Raw genomic sequence first — 18,469 nt, 5'->3', positions numbered from 1 at the left:
CAAAACGAGACGCTTTAAAATCAATATTTGAGTAATTGTTAAAAACTTTTGGTTAATTGTTTGATAACAAACAAAGGAGTAAATCCGAAAGAAATTCTTTGCACCTGTTTTTCTAGGATCTTTAAATACCCAAGAAAGAGCCGTCCTATATAAAAAGACTGATTTTTTTATTGGAAATCTATATTGGTCTTACTACAAAATTCTTTGTAAGAATACAAGCAAGAAGTAGAAAGGGAATAAGTATCTCCTTTCTACTTTTTTCTAACCTTTAATACAACAATTAAATTAGGAAAAATAGCTTTCAACTTTTTCTTCTAACCAGCTCATTGCACCCCTAAAGGACATAAATTCCGAATCACTAACCGTAGATGCGTGAGATTCTTGATTTCTATTTATTCCAAGTTGGTCGATTTTAGCAGAGAATTTTTTTAAATCAATCTCGAATATATTCCTATAACAATTTTCCCAATCTTTTTTCATTATCTCAACTAATTCAGAGAAATATAATGGAACTTTATTTGTATCAAATAACTCTTTATAAGTGAGTTTTTCATATTTTGGTCGATCTTTTTTTGAAAATCTTTCTATCATTCTATCTTTAGCTTTTTGGGGATTATGAAGTATCTTAAGTTGGTTTTCAATAATCTTCCGTAATCTGATTTCAATTTTATCTCTTCTCTCCCACATTTCTTGTCTCATTTCTTTTTGAGTTAGTGTTAATTTTTTATATTTTGATTTTGAAATAATGTATCTTTTAATAACATCAATTTTAAAACCATATTTACCACCAGATTCTTCAATAATTCCATAACCTATTAGATGGTTAATACTATCCGGCTTTGATGAAACTACTTCATTGAATATTTCTGTATCACCTAGAGCTAATTTCTCGAGTAAAAGATATTCTTCTTTATAGAAACTTTGTAAAACATCTAAAATCATTTCAGAATATTTGTGTCCATAATCTTTATCGAACATTTCTCGGACAACTTCATAAATAACCTTTGACACAGTAAAAGGTCTATCAACTTTTATTTCTTTTGATACATAAGTATTTATTAGACTACATACTTGCCTGATTAAAAACGGATGCCCACCATAATCCTGTGTAAGATTGGAACAAACAATTTCATCAAAATGCAATCCCATATAATTTCCTAGAGTATTTACCATATTAGAAGTTTGCATATGATTAAATGATGGGACATAATTAGCAACTTTCCCAGGTTTTATTTGACTGAATATAGGATTCTCTACCCCCTTTATTCTTACTTCCTCAAAAACTCTAGGATTTGTTCCAGCAACTAAATAAGAATAGAGATCGTCATTCTTTTGATATATAGATCGTAAAATAAACCAAAAGTTTAAAAAATCTCCTCCATCCTTCCAATAATCATTATTAGATATCTCAAATGAAAGGTGTTCAATTTCATCGAATATTAACAATATTTTTTTTCTTCCTACCTTCTCAAAAATAAATTTGATATCTTCTTCAAATTTTTCTGCACAATTTGTTTCTGTATAGTCTGATTCCTTACTTTCTATTTTAATTTTGTATTTGCCAGCTAAAAGATTTACTATATAAAATAATGCTGTATACCACCTTTTAAGTTGTAATAATTGACAGTCTATAATTACACTTGAATATTCAGATATCTCAATAGTCCTTTCTATTCCATTTAAAATTGACGTTTTCCCTGACTTTCGAAGACCAAAAACACCTGAATTTTCTCCGCTTATGTGCCGATTTACAAGTGAAAGAATCAAATCTTTTCTACCAAAAAAGTATAATTCTTTTTTTAATGGAGATTCAAAATCAAAGAGATCCCTCTCATAAAAATACTCCTTTATTCTGTTTACAAAAAAATATTCAACATTGTCTTCGTTATTAATTACTTCATCAAACGTAAAAGGACAAATAACCTGCATTTCTGAGTCTTGTGAAATCAATTTATCTATATTTAAAAGAATATTTGAATCACTACTAATTAATATGCTAAAAACCTTATCTACTCTAGATCTTGGATTTAAGCTTATAATTTTATCTATAGCATCAAATGTGCGGGATTCCAATTTGTCGTAGTGACTAAAAAGAACGATAATTTCGTGCTGTAAGTTAAACATTTCTTGATATTTTTTTGTTGGTTTTATTAGAAAATACTTATACTGGCTGGTCACACCAAGTTCAATCTTTACTCCGCCATTAGTAACATAAAATTCTTTGGCAAATATATTTAGTATTTTCAATTCTTTTTCGTTAAAATGACGAGTTTTTAATTTAGGATTCTTCCCAGGATATACATTTCCTGTATTATTGTCACTATTTTGAATATCTTTAAAACTCCACTTGTTATTTAAATCTTTATTATATTTATTTTCTTTACTTATGTTTTGAGCTTCATTTCCTCTTTCTGTTTTAATTATTTCAAAGTTAATAATATCTCCTTCATTTATAGAGCCTTTATCTAACTCTCTATTTTTTTTAATATGGAAGTAGACATCGGAACTACCATTTACTTCAATAAATCCGAAACCTCTCTCCGAAAAATACTTTTTTAAAACACCTTCCAATATACTCAACCCCTTTAAGAATATTAACTGGTGATCTTGTAAGGTAGAACAGACAAGAAAATTTCTATTATAGATTGCCAAACGCTTTAAGGGAGTCCTCCTAACTGTAATATAAATAGATTTAACAATTAACGTCCCAAAGATATTAGAAATCTTAATAATTTATAATACTTCTGTCACAATTAAAATAGAATTAAAAATTACGAAGCATACCAATTAATTTTTTTCCCATCCCATATCTTAAATCAATTCCTGAATTTTTATTTCGGGCTTGCCAAGATACAACAATATGCCATCCTCTTTTTACAAATATAAATCCTCCCTGTTTGCAGCGTTTTATTTTCTGAGGGTATTTACCTAATATATATACAATTGAGCAGGGAAAATTTATAATTTTTATTTTCCCAACCCATATCCGTGACTTTTTATTTATATTGTTGAATGATTCACCTTTAGTTGAAATAGAGATAATAAACTTAGTTCTTTAACAAGTTTATAATTGTTATATACTTGTATTAATAATTAATATTTCTGATTTGGAGGTAAATGATTGAAGAACGCTAATTCTTTTTTTGATGATCTTGAGGGATATAGAACACCTAAAGAGATGAAAAAATACTTTGAAGATAAAAAAAAAATCATAAATACTGATGTGGAATATATTCAATTGGCCAGATTAAAAATTGGACGATTTAAAAAGTTTTTAGAAGAGTTTTACCCTCTTTATTGTTTCAGTCAATCAAAATATTGTGATCAAAACTCAAAATTAACTGTTTTAATTGGTAATCAAGGTTATGATGGCTTAATTATTCAACCAGACGGAAAGGAAATAAGAGTTGAAATTACTTCATATTTAGATGGCAGATGGGAATTTGAAGATGCTCAAAGACTAAATAAGAGAGGATTTGGAGACGTTCGTTTCAGGGATACCAAAGATTTAGAAAGTAGAGCTTTAGGTTATTTAGAAAAAGTAATTGGTAATATTAAAAAGAAAAGTAACAAGAATTACAACGGAACTAGTATTCTCTTTGTTGTAGATACAACTGATTATTTTGAATCATTTTGGAATAGTTCTGAATCATTTATTGAGAGGTTGAAAAATGAAATTTTCAATATTGAGTTTATGGCAGATGAAATTTATTTATTGGTTTTAAATGATCAAAATATAAAACAAATTGACCAAAACATTTATTTTATAAAATAAACCTATTAAATTTCGTTGGTAATTTTCTAGCCCCAACCTTCTTTTAAATACTTTTTTAGTAAACTACATACGTTAAGTTAATATCAAAAGAAAACCATATTAACAAAAAAAACAAGGATATTTATCACTGAATTGGAGCAAACTATTTAATTTGTTTAAATATTGAAAAAATACCCATATTAAATATATAATAGATTGATGCATTACTAATTAAGGAGTGGTAGATTGAACTTTTTGAGTATTACCGTTGAAGATGCAATTTTAATTATTCTAGATGACCTGAACAATGCGAAAGATGTTTTCCCTTTGTCAGAGGTAAATACTGTGACTATGTACCCTTTTTATCAAGCTTTAATAGCACTCAAAGATAAAGGGCTTATCAATACTTCTGATTCATACCAACCTCAGCCGTACCCTAAAGAGGCTCAACATCGTCTATTTAGTATTAGTATATCCCCTACTATCACGTTAGATGGCATTAAATATTTAGCAGATTGGAAGTCTGAAGCGGAATCTGCAAAAAAACGTTTAGCCGGTATTACAGAAGAACAAGTGATTGCGGAAGTGAAAAAGCTGTCAATAACCGAAAAAATTGCTAATACTGCTAAAATATCAGGTGATTTATCTAAGATTCAAAGTACAGGAGAAAGCACAGTTTCCATCATTAAAAAAGTTACTGATTGGTTTTTCGGTATCAATTAAAAAAAGGTTCGTCATTTTTAATTTTCAATTTTCCCACATCAATATTCATTAATATTTCTCTTAGTGAATACTTAGTGAGGAATTTTATAGATATGTGCTTGGCTTTAATTCAATATCAAGGGTTGCTGCGGCAGCCTTTTTCTTAATTGCTCGTATTCTTTTCTTGCTAATTTTACTACATATTATTATTTTTTAGTGGAACTTAAAATAGGAGGTGGCTTTATGTTTAAATATCTATATTATCCATCAATGGCCCTACCAAATGATATGTGGCTAAGGAGTACTTTACTATACTCTGACAAGATCGCATCTATTGTTCCATCTGATATTCAACGTTCCCTTAAGGATCAAATTAAATTTTTAGAGGATGAGAACGAATTTGAGATGCTTACACCCGAATCTTTTTTTGAAAACTTTAAAAAATCTAGCGACTTCGAGACTGAGGTAATTGAATATTTCAATTCAAAAATGTATCAAGAAATTACTAAGAAACCCTCAACGAACGCAATTACAGAATTTCATAATTCCAAGTTTTCCTATCAAATAATGAATACACTTCGTAAACACTCATTCTTAAAAGACATTGACGATATGTGGTCGGAGCTCCCTCATTATATAGGGACAATTTATATGGGTATTTTAGCTAAATATATGGCTCAAGAAAAAAATTACATCCCAACTACAAACCTGATAAGTAATCAAGATTTAGTTTATAAATCAATTTCCGAGGAGAATGAAATTCAGGCAGGTGAACTTTTACTTATAGAAGCCTTGCCTACGCCAACTATTGAAAATTCTCTAGAATCTATCATTACTTTTAAAAAGCAACGGAAGAATGAGCTGTATAGATTTAGAACAATTTTAAGAAATTACACTACGAAAATTAGCCAATCAGAAACAGAACAAGATATCTTTAATCACATTCAAGAGTTCAAAGAAGAAGTAGAATTGGGGTTATACGATATTTCTCGGCTTTTAACTGAACGAAAAATTTCATTCCGTTTAAATTCGCTTAATACATTAATTCATTTAAAAAATCCTGCTTTACTGGGTACTTTGGCCAATGTGTACTCTAAACAAAATGATTTTTCTCCTTTAATTGGGACGGCTATTGGCGGATGCATCGGATTGGGGATACAGTATATTCAATCTCGGGTAAAGACGAATTATGAAATCAATAATTCCCCTTACAGCTATGTCTTTCATTCTAATAATGCACTACGAAGAAACGATTCAAGGATATTTTCCAATTTGGTGACTAAACATTAACATCTTGTTTATGTAAAACCACTTTATCCTATTATCAAAAGTTTAATTTAAAAAAGCTATAAGCCCGCCAATTAGTCATACTGCATCATAACTAAAAAGACCTGGACGATTGGTAAATTTCGGATTTCTTTTTTGATTTTCGTATCATAAAAAAAATCACTTTTGAGTATAGAAAGTGATATTCTTTCTTATTTAATTTTTCCAGCCGCCACGTAGTTCCGCATACAAAATTCTGATAATAATCTGTCCTTTTACATAGACTTAGAAAATCCATTGGTGTTTAATCACCAACCGAAATAGCCACCCAAATCTGCTTACTAAGCGGGGTGGCTTTTTATATGTCAACTTTATCAAGAATAGCGAGTTAAGATATAGAAAAGTTTATAGAAGAATGAAAATCCTAGTGAAATCTTGATGATGTTTGGTTTATACACTTGTTTTTAAGTCCTAAAATCATATCATTTCCTCCTGTTGTCCATATTGACAATAAGGAGGTTTTTAGTTGTCTTTTAATTCACTCTTTATAATAAAATAATTACTGAGCTAAAACAGATGGTATTGAAAATTATTAATCAAATCAATGATGTTGAACTATATACTAAGTAAAATGCAGTTAGTGAATTGCTAAATGTAATTTCTCGACTTGATGAGAGCCACAAGCCTCATATTTATCAATTTATCCTAGTCGTTTCTTATGAAACGCCCTTAGTAAGCCCTCATTTCTAAGCTATTCATCTTTAAAATAATCATAATCTATTGCTTTCACCACAAAAGTGTGGTTGATATCCACCCCAACATTGTGAGCGATCATTAGTTTTGATAGTTCAATACCATCAATTAAAATAATTTTTTTCGATTCTAATCGTTCGGCATATTTCCTAGCACCATCCGTAAAGTGAGAAGTTGTAATAAAAACACCCTTCCTTGCACCTTTTCCGTCTAGAGCACCAGAAAAGCTTTGAACAACATCACGACCAACAGAATTATTTACAGCATACCTTTTAGCTTGAACATATATATTATCTAGACCTAATTTATCTTCTTTAATTACTCCGTCCAACCCTTCGTCATTAGTTCTTTTTGTAACTTGACCGTCTCCATACCCCATTACAGTCAAGAGTTCAACCACTATATCTTCAAATTTCATCCAATGGACATTTCTTAATTGCTTCAATAAATTATCTGCCAATTCATTATTTAATTCTTCTAACTTTTGTTTAACGACAGTTAGAGGATCTACTACTTTCTCTAACTCTTCAATTTCCTCTTCGATTTCACCTTTGCCTTCATTAAGTAGCTCAAGACCATCATTTGTAATTTGGTAGGTTAGCTTATTGATCTCCTCAATATAGTTTTCTTTTTTTAAGCTATATCTGATACTTCGTACTCTAGAAAGAAATACTATGTCCGAATTATTTTCATACCTCATTAGTCGCTGCTCTTCAGTTAGTTTATAGAAGTTTACTAATTTTTCTGTAATTTGATTAGCTGAGTATGCTTCTCCATCTTTTATCATTTCTAAATAAGGAATCATCATTTCTCCAGCAGAAGGGATAGTACTTTTAATATTTTCATCATAATCTTTATGTACTCGGTTAATCTTGTGCTTTCCTATTAGCATTTGCTCTTCTTTTTCAGATTTAGGCATTCCTTCTTTATTAATTATCAGTTTAATTTCTGGTATAGTTAAACCAGCTTCGTTCAATTTTTTTAGAAATTTCATTATTCTTAACGATTCCATCGTGTACATAACTTTATTTCCATTAACATTTGTAGGTATATAATCATTAAAATGTTTAACCCATCTTCTACCATTCGCTTCAGACCAACCAACTATCTCAGACATTTTTGTTTTTGTTAAAAGTAAATTATTCCCCAAAATATCCCCAACCCTTTCATACTAACGATTTGATTGTTCAATGAAAGTCTTAAGTTAGTATTCTATTTTAAATGAGTATTTCTCTCCCCTTATATTTATTTTCTTAATATCTATATGGAACACTTACAATTGCAGAGTTAATTTAATATAATAATTTACATAAAAAAGCTTATCTTTATAGATAAGCTACTATTTTTAGTTCAATCTATTACCCTAATTGTTGCTACTTCATATTAATAATAACCGGCTCTTCTTTAGCATTGGCAGATGACTCTGAAATAAAAAGCTTATGAGCCACTTTCCCGATGGTATTAGTAGACAATGCATCAACTGTTCCACCAATTACCCCGCCTGCCAAAGGTACCATCTTCCCTAAATTAATAACTCCCTTTTCTCCGAATTTCGTCAAAAGACGGAATCCTACCGTTTGGTTTATCTTTTTTATAACCTCAAAAGGTATTCTTTTTATACCAGTGAATGCTAGCTTTTTCCCAATTTGGATTCCTGCATTTTTAAGAATATCTTTAGCCCCATTTCCTGCTAAACAAGCATAAACAAAAGACTTTACTTGATCATCTTTTAAATTATACCCTCCCATATGAGCGATAGCCGCTACCATTCTAACTTGTACCAAGATTACACTAGCAATATTCGCTGGAATGGCAATTGGTAACGTAATGATTCCACCTAATCCTGTTATAAAACCACTTGTGGCACTTTTTGTATTTTGCCAAAGAATTAAAGTTTTAACTTTTTCATCTAATGTTCCACTCTTTTGTAAGTAATTATCTGCTAACTCTATGGCTGTATCCATTCCAGGGATACCTCCGTTAACCGCTTTATCATATGACCAATCTAATGCTTTCATTATTGTATCGTGCGTTATAGATTTTTTCTCCCTTGCCACTTTACCCTCACCTTTCTTCCACTCGTTGATGGTAATATTATACTTTAACACCATCAAATATCATAATTAATTTGCAACTCACCAATCCGCAATACCGTTATAACTTTATAGTCTCTCTATAATGGCACAGACAAAACTGATATAGGTATGTATTGGAACTATGTACCCTGATGAACTTAAGCCATATTATTTTAAAAATTTGACCATAAAAAAAGCCAAACCATTAAGGTATAAATGATACGTAAGTATGAAAAGGTGGAGTTTTATTGGATATTTTATGGTGGGGATTAACGATCGTCTTATTTGCATTAAGTTTTATAGGAATTGTCTATCCTATTATTCCCTCGGTTGTTGCCATTTTGGGAGGATTTGCAGTTTATCAATTCCTCATTAATTCTGATGAGTTATCCTTATGGTTCTGGATCAGTATGGTTGTGTTGAGCGGTGTATTAATAGCGGCCGACATCATCGCAAATAGTTATTTTGTTAAAAAGTATGGGGGGTCGAAAACATCCGAGACAATAGCAGCTATTGCCACGATTGTTGGTTCATTTGTCTTCCCTCCTTTTGGAATTATTCTTGTACCATTTTTATCAGTCCTCGTTACGGAATTAATCATTCAAAAAGATATAATGAAGGCTACTAAAGTTGGGTTTGCTACTATCATCGGTTTTTTAGGCGGCAGTTTAGCCAAAGTATTAATTCAATCAATTGTTGATGATTGTTTGGTTTATTTTAGCGGTAATTTTTTAATTATTTTTCAACGGCCACATTAAGAATAAGCTGACTTTCAACAGGCAGCTTTTTCTATTCAATTTAAGTTTAAGCCATAAGCTCTTGTTCCAAGTTTATCTTTATATTTGCCTTCTTCTCTAAGAACTTCATTTTGGGTTAGTGTTCTTGGTAAAGTCTGAAGTATCGTATATTTGAATGTATGTATTCGTTTCGGGTCTGCTTCAATCAGCTCTTTTAATTTTGTATTATTTCCGTGACCATTAATCGCGTATTCTTTCCACCTTCCGAGCAAACCCTCTTTTCCGGAGGCGGACCCAACATATTGCTTCCCTTCTTTTGTATCGACAATCAGGTAGACAGCCCCAACTGAAGAAAGCATTTTATGCCAAATCGCATTAGCGTTAGGATCATTAACTATGCCCTGTAGTTCACGGAAAGATATATTGATATCCAAATAACCAGGGAAATCTCTTACAAACCCTTTGGGCAGTAATTGAACAACCTCATTAGCAAATGTATCTATTTTGACACACCATCCCTGGCCCCCCCCGCCCACTTAATGACCAGCCTATGTTCCAAGTCCTCAAATCCAGGTACTTTTACTAATTCATATCTATATTTGCTTCTAAGCATCGCCTTGCCCCTAAAAGGGACATCTACGTCCTCTGGAATGGTCGTGTTATGCTATTTCTACTCCACTTAAATAGTATATAAAACCTTTCAAACGTTTGTGATAATTAACTTTATTTTTTAGATATGCTTTAATACCTTTGCTTTAAATATAAAAATATATATCAATTGAAAAAAACTTTTCTTTCATATTGTTTTTTCGAAACTACAAAGAATATAATCACTTCGTATAAAAATAACTGTTGTAATGAGGGATTTTAATATTGGAAAAGGATTGTAAAGAACCGGAATGGATCAACTATATATATGAAAACTGTGAAAATGTTGGAGTCTCCAAACAAATTATCGAGCGTTTCTCAAATTATTTTCTTAAGGAAGGGGTTGTGATAGATGACTGATTTATATCAGTTAATGAAAGAATTGAAGACACCGGCAAGTGAACCAAAGATCTTTATAAGGCCACACGGTAAAAATACAAATATTTCAAGCGTTTATCAACTGGAGCTAGATTTAGAAGAACAAGAGGAATGATATAGTATAAGTTTTTATCCTTTCGTCAATGATTATATTATTACTTGATGAAAGGATGAAAGCAATGTCTCATAAACCCGTAGTAAAGGTTTCTTTTAAAGAAGATAATGAGGAAGAGTCAATTTATTTTTTTAAAAGATTGGTTGAAAAAATCGTCATAGACCAATTAGAACTTACACCCTTTATGAAAGGCTCATTCCTACTTAATAATAAGGATTTTATGGATAAGGGGTAAATATGTCGTACATAGATGTTAAAGAATTATATCAAGAATATATCGGTATATATTGCAGAGTCTCAACCGGAAGCCAAGACATTGAAAAACAGATAAGTTTAGCTGATATTTACCTATCTCGTAATAATATTAATACTGAAATGGTACTAAGGTTTATCGATAATAATGTATCTGCAAATAAACTATCTTCTGAAAATCGGCCGCAATTTCAAAATCTTTTAATAGAAATTAAAAAAGGGAGGATAAAAACAGTCCTTGTACAAAATAGGGACCGCTTGGCTCGTAATTTCTATGAATACGTTGATCTTGTAAAAATATTATATAGATACAATGTGAATCTCATTTTCACAGATTATAGTCAAGCACAATTTTCAAAGGTATTGTCAATAGAAGCACTATACGGTATTTTCCCCCAGTTTGATGGCCGGAATATTTCTCAACGTACCACTCTAACAAGATTACAGTATCCTGGTTCAATATTCGGTTTTAATATAATAGGGGAGAAATACAACAAGAAATATATACCTAACCCTAATGTGGAAACTGAATTAAAATCCTTTATTTTTTCTGTGATAAACATCAATTCTGCTGATGAGCTGCTGGAAGAATTCATCAAATATAAAAAGCTTTTTAAGGACCATCAGAAAATACTAAGCTTTCTAAAAAATCCTTTTTATTCGGGTCACATAAAGATTCAGAATGAATATGTGGCTCTACCGCACGTTTCCCCTATCATTTCTCTAGAAGTTTTTTTAAAAGTAGAGGAAGTTTTATCGAAGTGTGAGCAGGAAGTACAAACGGCCCTATCATTTTCTCATAATAAAGGATTGAAAGTTCCGGTATGTAGTATTTGTAAAACACCTATGAATTTCCGCTCCACCAAATTAGGGGAAAGCGGATACTATGTCTGTTCCAAAAAACATCCTAGAATTGAAATTGGGGTCTCTCAGTATGATCAATTAATCTCTGAACACCTTAAATATGTCCTTAATAAAATTTCAGTTAATGAAATTAAAAATGACGTATTCACCCATTTATACAACTTAGAAAAAAATCACAAGCAAGAAGTTACTTTATTGCAAAATACTCTAATATCAGTTCACGAAGAAATTACAAAGTTAGTTGGATCTCATCAAATATCAAAGTTAAAAAAATTAGGTCAGCAATCAAAATCTCTCAAAGAAGAAATGAAGAAAATTCACACGATATTAATCAAAATCACAGATACAAGGATCGGAATCAATTCTTTTGTTGAAGTTGTAATAGATAGCCTTACAAATGAGTTGCAAAACTATCAAATTAACCACTTAGTAAATCTTCTCATTTCAAAAATAGAAGTAAGTTCTAATGCTCTGATTTACCACACTACATTTGGGAAATATATAGAGGGGAAGGATGAAATGGATGAGTTTCCTGCATAAATATATTTATAACGTTAATGGTATATATTTGGTTACTGAAGAAGAAAGACCAGAACTTGAAATAGTAGAGTTACCTTGGCATATGTATAAAGATCCTGTAAAACTAGTTACCGGATACATACGTTGGTCAGATGAAAAGCAAACTAAAGGGTTCTCTCTTTCTATACAAGAAAGGGAAATAACAATCAAAGCTAAATCACTGGGGTTTTCTGTAGTTGTTATATTTGTTGAGGCAGCAACCTCTGCTTTTCATAACAATGCTAATAAACGTGAAAAAATGAATGAAATGAAAGAATTCATTTTAGGAAATCCAAATGCAAATACAGTTATATTCTATGATGAATCACGAGTAACTAGATTGATTGCAGATTTCTATTTAGACTTTATTTTGCCAATTAGACAAAAAAAGCCGGAACTCAAGTTATTTTCCACAAAAATGGAGGTTGAGTGGGATGAAAATAATCCTTTAGTTCAAATGCGACTTTCACTAGATTATGATGAATCCCAAAAAAAGTCTTATACTGCGGCCAAATATCACGTCAATGTAATTAATAAACCCGTTAATGGTAAGCCCAATCGCCCCAAAACTCGTATGCCATATGGATATTCCAAATCGGGAATAGACGGTGAAGATGAGTTAATACCGAATGAAGCTGCTTCCATTGTCCAATTTATTTTCTATTTATATAGTTTTGGATATAGCGAAAGGAAAATTGCTAAATTACTTGAAAGCTCCAATGTACCTTCTCCATCTGGATATAGCCATTGGAATGATTCAACTATTAGATATTTATTAAACAATTTATGGTATAAGGGAGATTTGGTGTGGTTTGCCCGTACAAGTTACTCTGATAGCAAAAAAAAACCTCTGGAAGAAGCCTCATTGTTTTCAGACCATCATCAAGCCTTAATAGGTCCTGCACTTTGGGAAATCACTCAAAACTTTAGAAATTCAAAGAATAAGGATCGAATGGATAGCCCCTTTATATTAAGAAATATTATATTTTGCAGTGATTGTGGGGAAGAATTAAATACAAAAAATCAAACATCCGCCAAATCAAAAAAAGATGGATCCATTTATTTTTGCCCTAATTGTAAATGTAAAATCCAAAAGGATGCCCTTCACCAAAAAATAATTAATGATTTTACCTTACGTTGGTCCAGAGAATTAAAAGCGAATAAAACTATGTTTAAAGAGATCTCAGCAACTTGGAAAAAACTATGCAATAAAGAAGTTCAATCTTTAAAAAATGATATTAAAAATCTCCGGTATAAAATGCAATTACTAAATCCAGTGATGGAATATTACGAAGAATTTCTGCAAGCTTTTAAATTACAACTTAAATTAAAAGAGGAAAACAAACTTCTTTACAATAAGGTCCTTATACAAATTGATTGTTTATTAGAAGATCAGATGACTTTAGAGCTGATCGACCGTTATACACTAAATGTGTATCAATATAGTAATGAAGAAAAACGATCCATTATTCTTTTAGCTATAAAGAAAATCGTTTGTGATTTCAAACGAGATCATTGTGCTATTGAGTATCGTTTAAGCCCATATATTGACATTGAATCGATAATGGATTCCATTAAAGAACGTAAGACTAGTTAAACTGTTGTTTGTAACAACAGTTTTTTTATGGGGCAATCTCCTTAAAAATATACTACTTACATTACCGAAATGTTTTCGTCCATACTGCTTATATTACCGAAACATTCTATATTACCCTTGTTATTTTTTTGTGAAAGATCTAGAAACCCTTTGATATCAAGCTTTTCGTGGGCTTTTTTTTCGGTAAAGTGCTTATCGAGGGATCCCTAGATAAGCACTTTACCGAAATCCTTTTTAACATTATGCTCACATTACCGAAAGATATACAACGAAATGAGAGTTTTATATCCTCCCTTTAATTATAATGGAACATTTGATACTTTAAGTTCCTTTAACCTGAAATGTTCCATATCCGTACCAGTAATAAACTCCTTATTGTCGTGCTTCACTCTCTTCTGTTTTAATTTAGTTTAGCAATCCCGGAGTGACTTAAGTGAATTAGTATAGGTTATCCCGGTATTTCTTGTAACGAAACCAAAAAAGCAACGGAATGTCCGTTGCTTCGTTTTTCATTACAATCTGGTCTCTACTAACCTTCTTGTTGTAGCATAACCATTATATGTGCAATAGGTCCAAACAATACAGAAAGAAAAACAACAGATATACAATCTGCTGTTCCTTCTTGTTGAAATGCTTTGACATTTATTCTCTGAATTTTATTGAATATTCATAGGTGTTTCCGTTTGGTTTTGTAGCAAAAACAGAAAGCCTACTGCCGTTTACAATCGGGCCTTTCCCGTCTTCAAAGTCGATTCTCATATTCATTGAGGATGAGATGAGGGTCCAATGCTAGTTACAATGCCCAACTCATCTAAGTCATCTGGAGAGTATGTTTGGAGAACAGAACCACGAGCATCATAAACTTTCACGCTATCTATAGCAACTGCTTCTTTGCCATAATTAATGAGCTCAAATCCACTCCTCCACCCCTCATAACACCAGTGCTATAATCGGGTCCCCATCCCCAGGAATCGAAACGGAGTTCAGGTCTCCCGGAAACAGTCGTTGAGAATAGTCCCTTATCTGTAGACTCCGCTTTGGATTGATCAGTAGAGGAACAGCCTGTAGAAAGGGGCATTAATAATTTTAACTTCCCCCTTCCTTCCCAGTTCTCACTTAATACTTAATATCAAGGATAAATAGCTTGAGAACACGAATAGAATACTCATAAAAAATGATACCAATGTAGATGTTTTCTTGATAAATGAATATATTGTTAAAACTAAAAATAGTACGGCTAAAACAATAAGGATTGCACTTGTTGCATTAAAACTGAAATTCACAACCATATCAGGGTTAAAGGAACCTTGGTATAGTGTTGTAAATAGTTTAGAAGCCCCTTCACTTTTAACAGTTGTAACAATATCGTGAGGTGGTGATTGCTGTCCTAATGCTGCCGTCGCAGAAAAGATAAGCAAGATTACTATACTTTCTACTCTTGCCCAAGGTTTTGGGTTAAATGACGTATTAGTTCTTAGTTTCTTTCTAATTAGAATACTATTGATTATTGCATAAGCTAATAAAGGGATTATTAACAAATGCTTGATTAATAGAGTTTGACCATAAGAAAGTAACCAAGCATTTACATAGTCTTTTATATCAACTACAAATGTCATTAGTATTATTCCTGTGATAATAGTTACTGTTAAGCAAGTAATCGCAACAGGGCTAAACCATCTTAAAAAGTTCAGCCAATTGGAATGGTCTTTTGAAAACCACCCTACAACAAGTAAAATCCCTACCCAAACGGTAACTGCAATAAAATGTGAAGTATGTGTTAATGATCCTTTCCACCCTTCAAGGGAACTTGCGTGACTTGCCCACCCTAAAGCTAAGATTAGAATCAAGTTAAAAAGCATTCCTATAATTGCGTATAGAGGTTTCTTCTTATAATCAAACCAAACGATAAAAATGAATAATAAATTAGAAACAAGATAGGTGAAAATCCACGCTTTCCCCACTTCGAAGGTAAATAGAACTGATTGGAACGTTTGTCCTACACCTATATCTTGATAGAGGTGTAAAACCAATTGAAGGACAGGAATAAATGAAAAGATAGCTATTCCCCCTACAGCCGTCAGTAATGCTCCTTTAGGAACAAAAATATCAGGACGTTTAGAATTTGGGACAAGATGTAGGATTAAGCTCCCTATTATAAGAGAAAAGCAAAGATATAATAATACTTCACCTATCATTCCGACGATTAACATTAGTTATTCCTTCCTCCTCATTAACAACAACAAACTTCCCAATCCAATAATAATCAAAACTGCAATAACCGAAGGAATCAGATACGATGGCAATTTTTTTTGTTCATCTTCTTTGTTCTCCATTGCTTTTTTGTTTTCTTCCTCTTTAGGTTCTTCTTTTTGGGTTTGATCTTGCTCAGATTGTGTTAGGTTTTTTGGGATATCAACAGAGAAAGAATACTGACCTTCTATTTGGTGACCATCTGCACCAATTATTTTAAACACTGTTTGATAAGTCCCTTTCCCTAATGGGGTTAGTAAACCCCCAACCATTTTGTTTTCATTTATAAAGATATTTTCTACAGGTATTGATTTCCCATTTGAATCTGTTAAATGAAATGTACTACCCTGTTCTATTTTTGTTTCAAAAGATAATGTAATCTCTTGAATTTCCTTTTTGACAATTTCTCCATCTTGAGGAGAAGAACTTTCTAAGCCTGTATGTGCCAAGGCGTTGTTGTTAAAACCTATAAAAAAGAAAAATGTAATAAACAATATTTTTTTAATCATATGTATCCTCCAAATCGTAGCTCAAATCTAAATCAAATTGGTTATTACGCTTCAAAAGGGTATTTGAATAAGTTTTGACTAATTAGCAAACTAGTAATGACTTACCACACAAAAGCATTTAGAGTAAACGCCCTCAAAAAAAATCGAGAGCGTTAGTAATATATTAGACTAAAATATGTAATTCTTATTTTTTCTCATTCTTTGAAGACCTTAAAAGAAACATAAAGATTATTATTAAAGTGAAGGCTGTAAGAGCTAAAAACGGAATAGTAACAACACCGGCCCAGTTAATATACTGTGCATTGCAGGGAACCCCATTGACACAAGGTTTAATTGGTGCAAAACCCGGAGCTTTTTGCAACAAATAATGATAAAAAGAAATAATCCATCCAATAATCGCCATTGGTAGTACAAATCTTTTAACCGATGGATCATTTTGAAATGTTCCTATTCCTAGTATTAAAGCAAGAGGGTACATTAGAATGCGTTGATACCAACAAAGTTCACAGGGGATAAATCCACGTAATTCACTAAAATATAGGCTTCCGAGAGTGGCTATTACTGACACTAACCAAGCCCCATATAAGTATATCTGTTTAGTATTTAAGTCACTCATTACTCCATACCTTTCAACTCTTTATCTAAAAGATTTTTTATTTTCTCATAGTTAAAAGGATCTCCAAGCATTGTGCCGTTTATCATTATGCTTGGTGTTTTTTCCACCTTAAACTCCTGGACTAACTTATCGTCTGTGTTAACTTCCTCGACCACTGACTGATCCTTCATATCTTCTTGTAATTTATTTACGTCAATGTCGGGAATCGTTGCAGCAACTTCATTAATTTTCTCACTTGTTATCCATAATGCATCGTGGTTTTCTCTTGGCTGTTCCTTAAACAACGCTTTATGAAATTCCCAATACATATCAGGATTTTGTTTATAAACTGCCTCCGCTGCAAGTGAACCCAATTTTGATTCTTCTCCGTGAAATAACACGTTTACAAAAGAAAATTTAACCTGCCCCGTATCAACATAGTCCTTTACTAACTGAGGATAAATGCTTTCTCCCCACGCTTTACAAGCAGGACACTTAAAGTCTCCAAACTCTACTACTGTTACAGGAGCATCTGACTTACCTAGTGTCGGTTGCCCTTCAATTGGCGGTATTTTCTCATATGTAGCGTCTTTATCCTTCGAATTGTTTATAACAAATAGTGCAGTTAATGCAGCAAAAATCAGCAAAGTTGCAATCACCAATAATTTAAATGGTGATCGTTTACTTTTTGAATTTTTCCTTTTTTCCACCCTTACCTCTCCTCTTCTGCAATTAAGCAAAGTATTTTTTGAAATTTTCATAAAATTTGACACATATATTAGTGCTTGCTAATATGATAATATCAGAACATATTAGTACTGTCTAATATGATTGGAGGAAAAGTTTATTATGGTTAAGACTGATTTAGATATGAAGGTTAAATTCCTACGTGGTTTTTCAGATAAAACGAGGATTCAAATTCTTGAGTCAATTAAAGAACAAGAAAAAACAGTTTCAGAGATTGTAGAGGATATAAAGGGTAAACAATCAAACATATCTCAACATTTAGCTTGTTTAAAAGGCTGTGGACTCATTGTGGGTAGACAGGAAGGTAAATACATTAGATATAGCCTGCGAAATCAACAAGTAAGAGATCTACTCACAATGTTCGATATGGTATTTGAAGAAGTGCATACTGATATTGCTTGTTGTGAAAATCATATTGATTAAGGTGGTGAAATCCATTGGCCGATGAATGTTGTAATTCAAAAGAAAATAATCATAAAGACAAAAATAAAAGCTGTTGTAGCAGTACTTCAAACCCATTACAAAAAACTAATGATAATGAAACAAAGAGTTCTTGCTGTAGCAGTGATTTTGCCGCTTTAGAAAAGACTAATGAGGCAAAAAGCTCTTGCTGTAGCAGTGATTCTGTCGCTTTAGAAAAGACTAATGAGGCAAAAAGCTCTTGCTGTA

At 31.9% G+C, this 18,469-nt stretch carries 16 protein-coding genes and 1 pseudogene; 9 read left to right on the top strand and 8 right to left on the bottom strand.

The window, feature by feature from the left end; all coding sequences use genetic code 11:
• Positions 1 to 285: 285 nt before the first annotated feature.
• Positions 286 to 2,571 carry a cold-shock protein gene (locus AC0VX1_RS06650; RefSeq protein WP_440440174.1) on the bottom strand — a complete coding sequence of 762 codons (2,286 nt, stop codon included), beginning with the start codon at positions 2,569 to 2,571 and terminating at the stop codon, positions 286 to 288.
• Between the two features lie 550 nt (positions 2,572 to 3,121).
• Here AC0VX1_RS06650 and AC0VX1_RS06645 point away from each other — a divergent pair.
• From AC0VX1_RS06645 to AC0VX1_RS06635, 3 genes are all read left to right on the top strand, one after another.
• On the top strand, positions 3,122 to 3,775 hold the full coding sequence (locus AC0VX1_RS06645) for a hypothetical protein (RefSeq protein ID WP_440440175.1): 654 nt from the start codon (positions 3,122 to 3,124) through the stop codon (positions 3,773 to 3,775).
• Between the two features lie 225 nt (positions 3,776 to 4,000).
• Complete coding sequence (locus AC0VX1_RS06640) at positions 4,001 to 4,477, top strand: TroA family protein (RefSeq protein WP_440440176.1); 477 nt, start codon at positions 4,001 to 4,003, stop codon at positions 4,475 to 4,477.
• Between the two features lie 222 nt (positions 4,478 to 4,699).
• Positions 4,700 to 5,746 carry a DUF6236 family protein gene (locus AC0VX1_RS06635; protein WP_106027779.1) on the top strand — a complete coding sequence of 349 codons (1,047 nt, stop codon included), beginning with the start codon at positions 4,700 to 4,702 and terminating at the stop codon, positions 5,744 to 5,746.
• Between the two features lie 727 nt (positions 5,747 to 6,473).
• Here the strand turns inward: AC0VX1_RS06635 and AC0VX1_RS06630 are convergent.
• Together AC0VX1_RS06630 and AC0VX1_RS06625 are read right to left on the bottom strand one after the other, a co-directional pair.
• Positions 6,474 to 7,625 carry a restriction endonuclease gene (locus AC0VX1_RS06630; RefSeq protein ID WP_440440177.1) on the bottom strand — a complete coding sequence of 384 codons (1,152 nt, stop codon included), beginning with the start codon at positions 7,623 to 7,625 and terminating at the stop codon, positions 6,474 to 6,476.
• A gap of 223 nt (positions 7,626 to 7,848) precedes the next feature.
• Positions 7,849 to 8,532 (bottom strand): EcsC family protein, encoded by a 684-nt coding sequence (locus AC0VX1_RS06625; RefSeq protein WP_440440178.1) that lies wholly within the window; start codon positions 8,530 to 8,532, stop codon positions 7,849 to 7,851.
• A gap of 266 nt (positions 8,533 to 8,798) precedes the next feature.
• On the opposite strand from AC0VX1_RS06625, the pseudogene AC0VX1_RS06620 reads away from it, so the two are divergent.
• A pseudogene (locus AC0VX1_RS06620) lies at positions 8,799 to 9,285 on the top strand (DUF456 domain-containing protein).
• A 58-nt stretch (positions 9,286 to 9,343) separates the two neighbouring features.
• Here the strand turns inward: AC0VX1_RS06620 and AC0VX1_RS06615 are convergent.
• Positions 9,344 to 9,823, bottom strand: a complete 480-nt coding sequence (locus tag AC0VX1_RS06615) for a GIY-YIG nuclease family protein (protein ID WP_475470470.1) — start codon at positions 9,821 to 9,823, stop codon at positions 9,344 to 9,346.
• A 464-nt stretch (positions 9,824 to 10,287) separates the two neighbouring features.
• Between AC0VX1_RS06615 and AC0VX1_RS06610 the strand changes: the two genes are divergently transcribed.
• The 4 genes from AC0VX1_RS06610 (at position 10,288) to AC0VX1_RS06595 (ending at position 13,699) form a co-directional block, all read left to right on the top strand.
• Complete coding sequence (locus AC0VX1_RS06610) at positions 10,288 to 10,428, top strand: hypothetical protein (protein ID WP_440440180.1); 141 nt, start codon at positions 10,288 to 10,290, stop codon at positions 10,426 to 10,428.
• Positions 10,429 to 10,492: 64 nt separating this feature from the next.
• Positions 10,493 to 10,663: a hypothetical protein gene (locus tag AC0VX1_RS06605; RefSeq protein WP_430026624.1), complete on the top strand. Its 171-nt coding sequence runs from the start codon at positions 10,493 to 10,495 to the stop codon at positions 10,661 to 10,663.
• A 2-nt stretch (positions 10,664 to 10,665) separates the two neighbouring features.
• Entirely contained in the window at positions 10,666 to 12,084 is a 1,419-nt protein-coding gene (locus AC0VX1_RS06600; protein ID WP_440440181.1) for a recombinase family protein, read from the top strand.
• A complete protein-coding gene (locus AC0VX1_RS06595; protein ID WP_475470468.1) occupies positions 12,059 to 13,699 on the top strand; it encodes a recombinase family protein in 1,641 nt (546 codons plus the stop codon). The genes AC0VX1_RS06600 and AC0VX1_RS06595 overlap by 26 nt, the downstream gene beginning before the upstream one ends.
• Positions 13,700 to 14,811: 1,112 nt before the next feature.
• Here the strand turns inward: AC0VX1_RS06595 and AC0VX1_RS06590 are convergent.
• The 4 genes from AC0VX1_RS06590 to AC0VX1_RS06575 all read right to left on the bottom strand — a co-directional run bounded on the left by AC0VX1_RS06590 (position 14,812) and on the right by AC0VX1_RS06575 (position 17,814).
• Positions 14,812 to 15,909, bottom strand: a complete 1,098-nt coding sequence (locus AC0VX1_RS06590; protein WP_440440183.1) for a copper resistance D family protein — start codon at positions 15,907 to 15,909, stop codon at positions 14,812 to 14,814.
• A 3-nt stretch (positions 15,910 to 15,912) separates the two neighbouring features.
• The gene (locus AC0VX1_RS06585) at positions 15,913 to 16,458 is read right to left on the bottom strand and encodes a copper resistance CopC family protein (RefSeq protein WP_440440184.1); all 546 of its coding nucleotides are present in this window, start codon (positions 16,456 to 16,458) and stop codon (positions 15,913 to 15,915) included.
• 184 nt (positions 16,459 to 16,642) lie between these two features.
• Positions 16,643 to 17,074 carry a disulfide oxidoreductase gene (locus AC0VX1_RS06580; protein ID WP_440440185.1) on the bottom strand — a complete coding sequence of 144 codons (432 nt, stop codon included), beginning with the start codon at positions 17,072 to 17,074 and terminating at the stop codon, positions 16,643 to 16,645.
• Positions 17,074 to 17,814 carry a DsbA family protein gene (locus AC0VX1_RS06575; RefSeq protein WP_440440186.1) on the bottom strand — a complete coding sequence of 247 codons (741 nt, stop codon included), beginning with the start codon at positions 17,812 to 17,814 and terminating at the stop codon, positions 17,074 to 17,076. Before AC0VX1_RS06575 ends, AC0VX1_RS06580 begins: the two co-directional genes overlap by 1 nt.
• Positions 17,815 to 17,902: 88 nt before the next feature.
• Here AC0VX1_RS06575 and AC0VX1_RS06570 point away from each other — a divergent pair, with 88 nt between their 5' ends.
• Positions 17,903 to 18,223 (top strand): ArsR/SmtB family transcription factor, encoded by a 321-nt coding sequence (locus tag AC0VX1_RS06570; RefSeq protein ID WP_328109878.1) that lies wholly within the window; start codon positions 17,903 to 17,905, stop codon positions 18,221 to 18,223.
• Positions 18,224 to 18,469 lie beyond the last annotated feature (246 nt).

This window comes from Peribacillus sp. QJM3NY_7 (assembly GCF_056173225.1).
Note: the sequence above shows the minus strand (reverse complement) of the source record. Positions and strands in the feature narration are given on the sequence as shown.

Coding starts and splice junctions, on each gene's coding strand:
- AC0VX1_RS06595 (WP_475470468.1), top strand. CDS start 12,059: ATGAAATGGATGAGTTTCCTGCATAAATATATTTATAACGTTAATGGT.
- AC0VX1_RS06610 (WP_440440180.1), top strand. CDS start 10,288: ATGACTGATTTATATCAGTTAATGAAAGAATTGAAGACACCGGCAAGT.
- AC0VX1_RS06580 (WP_440440185.1), bottom strand. CDS start 17,074: ATGAGTGACTTAAATACTAAACAGATATACTTATATGGGGCTTGGTTA.
- AC0VX1_RS06575 (WP_440440186.1), bottom strand. CDS start 17,814: ATGAAAATTTCAAAAAATACTTTGCTTAATTGCAGAAGAGGAGAGGTA.
- AC0VX1_RS06585 (WP_440440184.1), bottom strand. CDS start 16,458: ATGATTAAAAAAATATTGTTTATTACATTTTTCTTTTTTATAGGTTTT.
- AC0VX1_RS06600 (WP_440440181.1), top strand. CDS start 10,666: ATGTCGTACATAGATGTTAAAGAATTATATCAAGAATATATCGGTATA.
- AC0VX1_RS06635 (WP_106027779.1), top strand. CDS start 4,700: ATGTTTAAATATCTATATTATCCATCAATGGCCCTACCAAATGATATG.
- AC0VX1_RS06590 (WP_440440183.1), bottom strand. CDS start 15,909: ATGTTAATCGTCGGAATGATAGGTGAAGTATTATTATATCTTTGCTTT.
- AC0VX1_RS06570 (WP_328109878.1), top strand. CDS start 17,903: ATGGTTAAGACTGATTTAGATATGAAGGTTAAATTCCTACGTGGTTTT.
- AC0VX1_RS06605 (WP_430026624.1), top strand. CDS start 10,493: ATGTCTCATAAACCCGTAGTAAAGGTTTCTTTTAAAGAAGATAATGAG.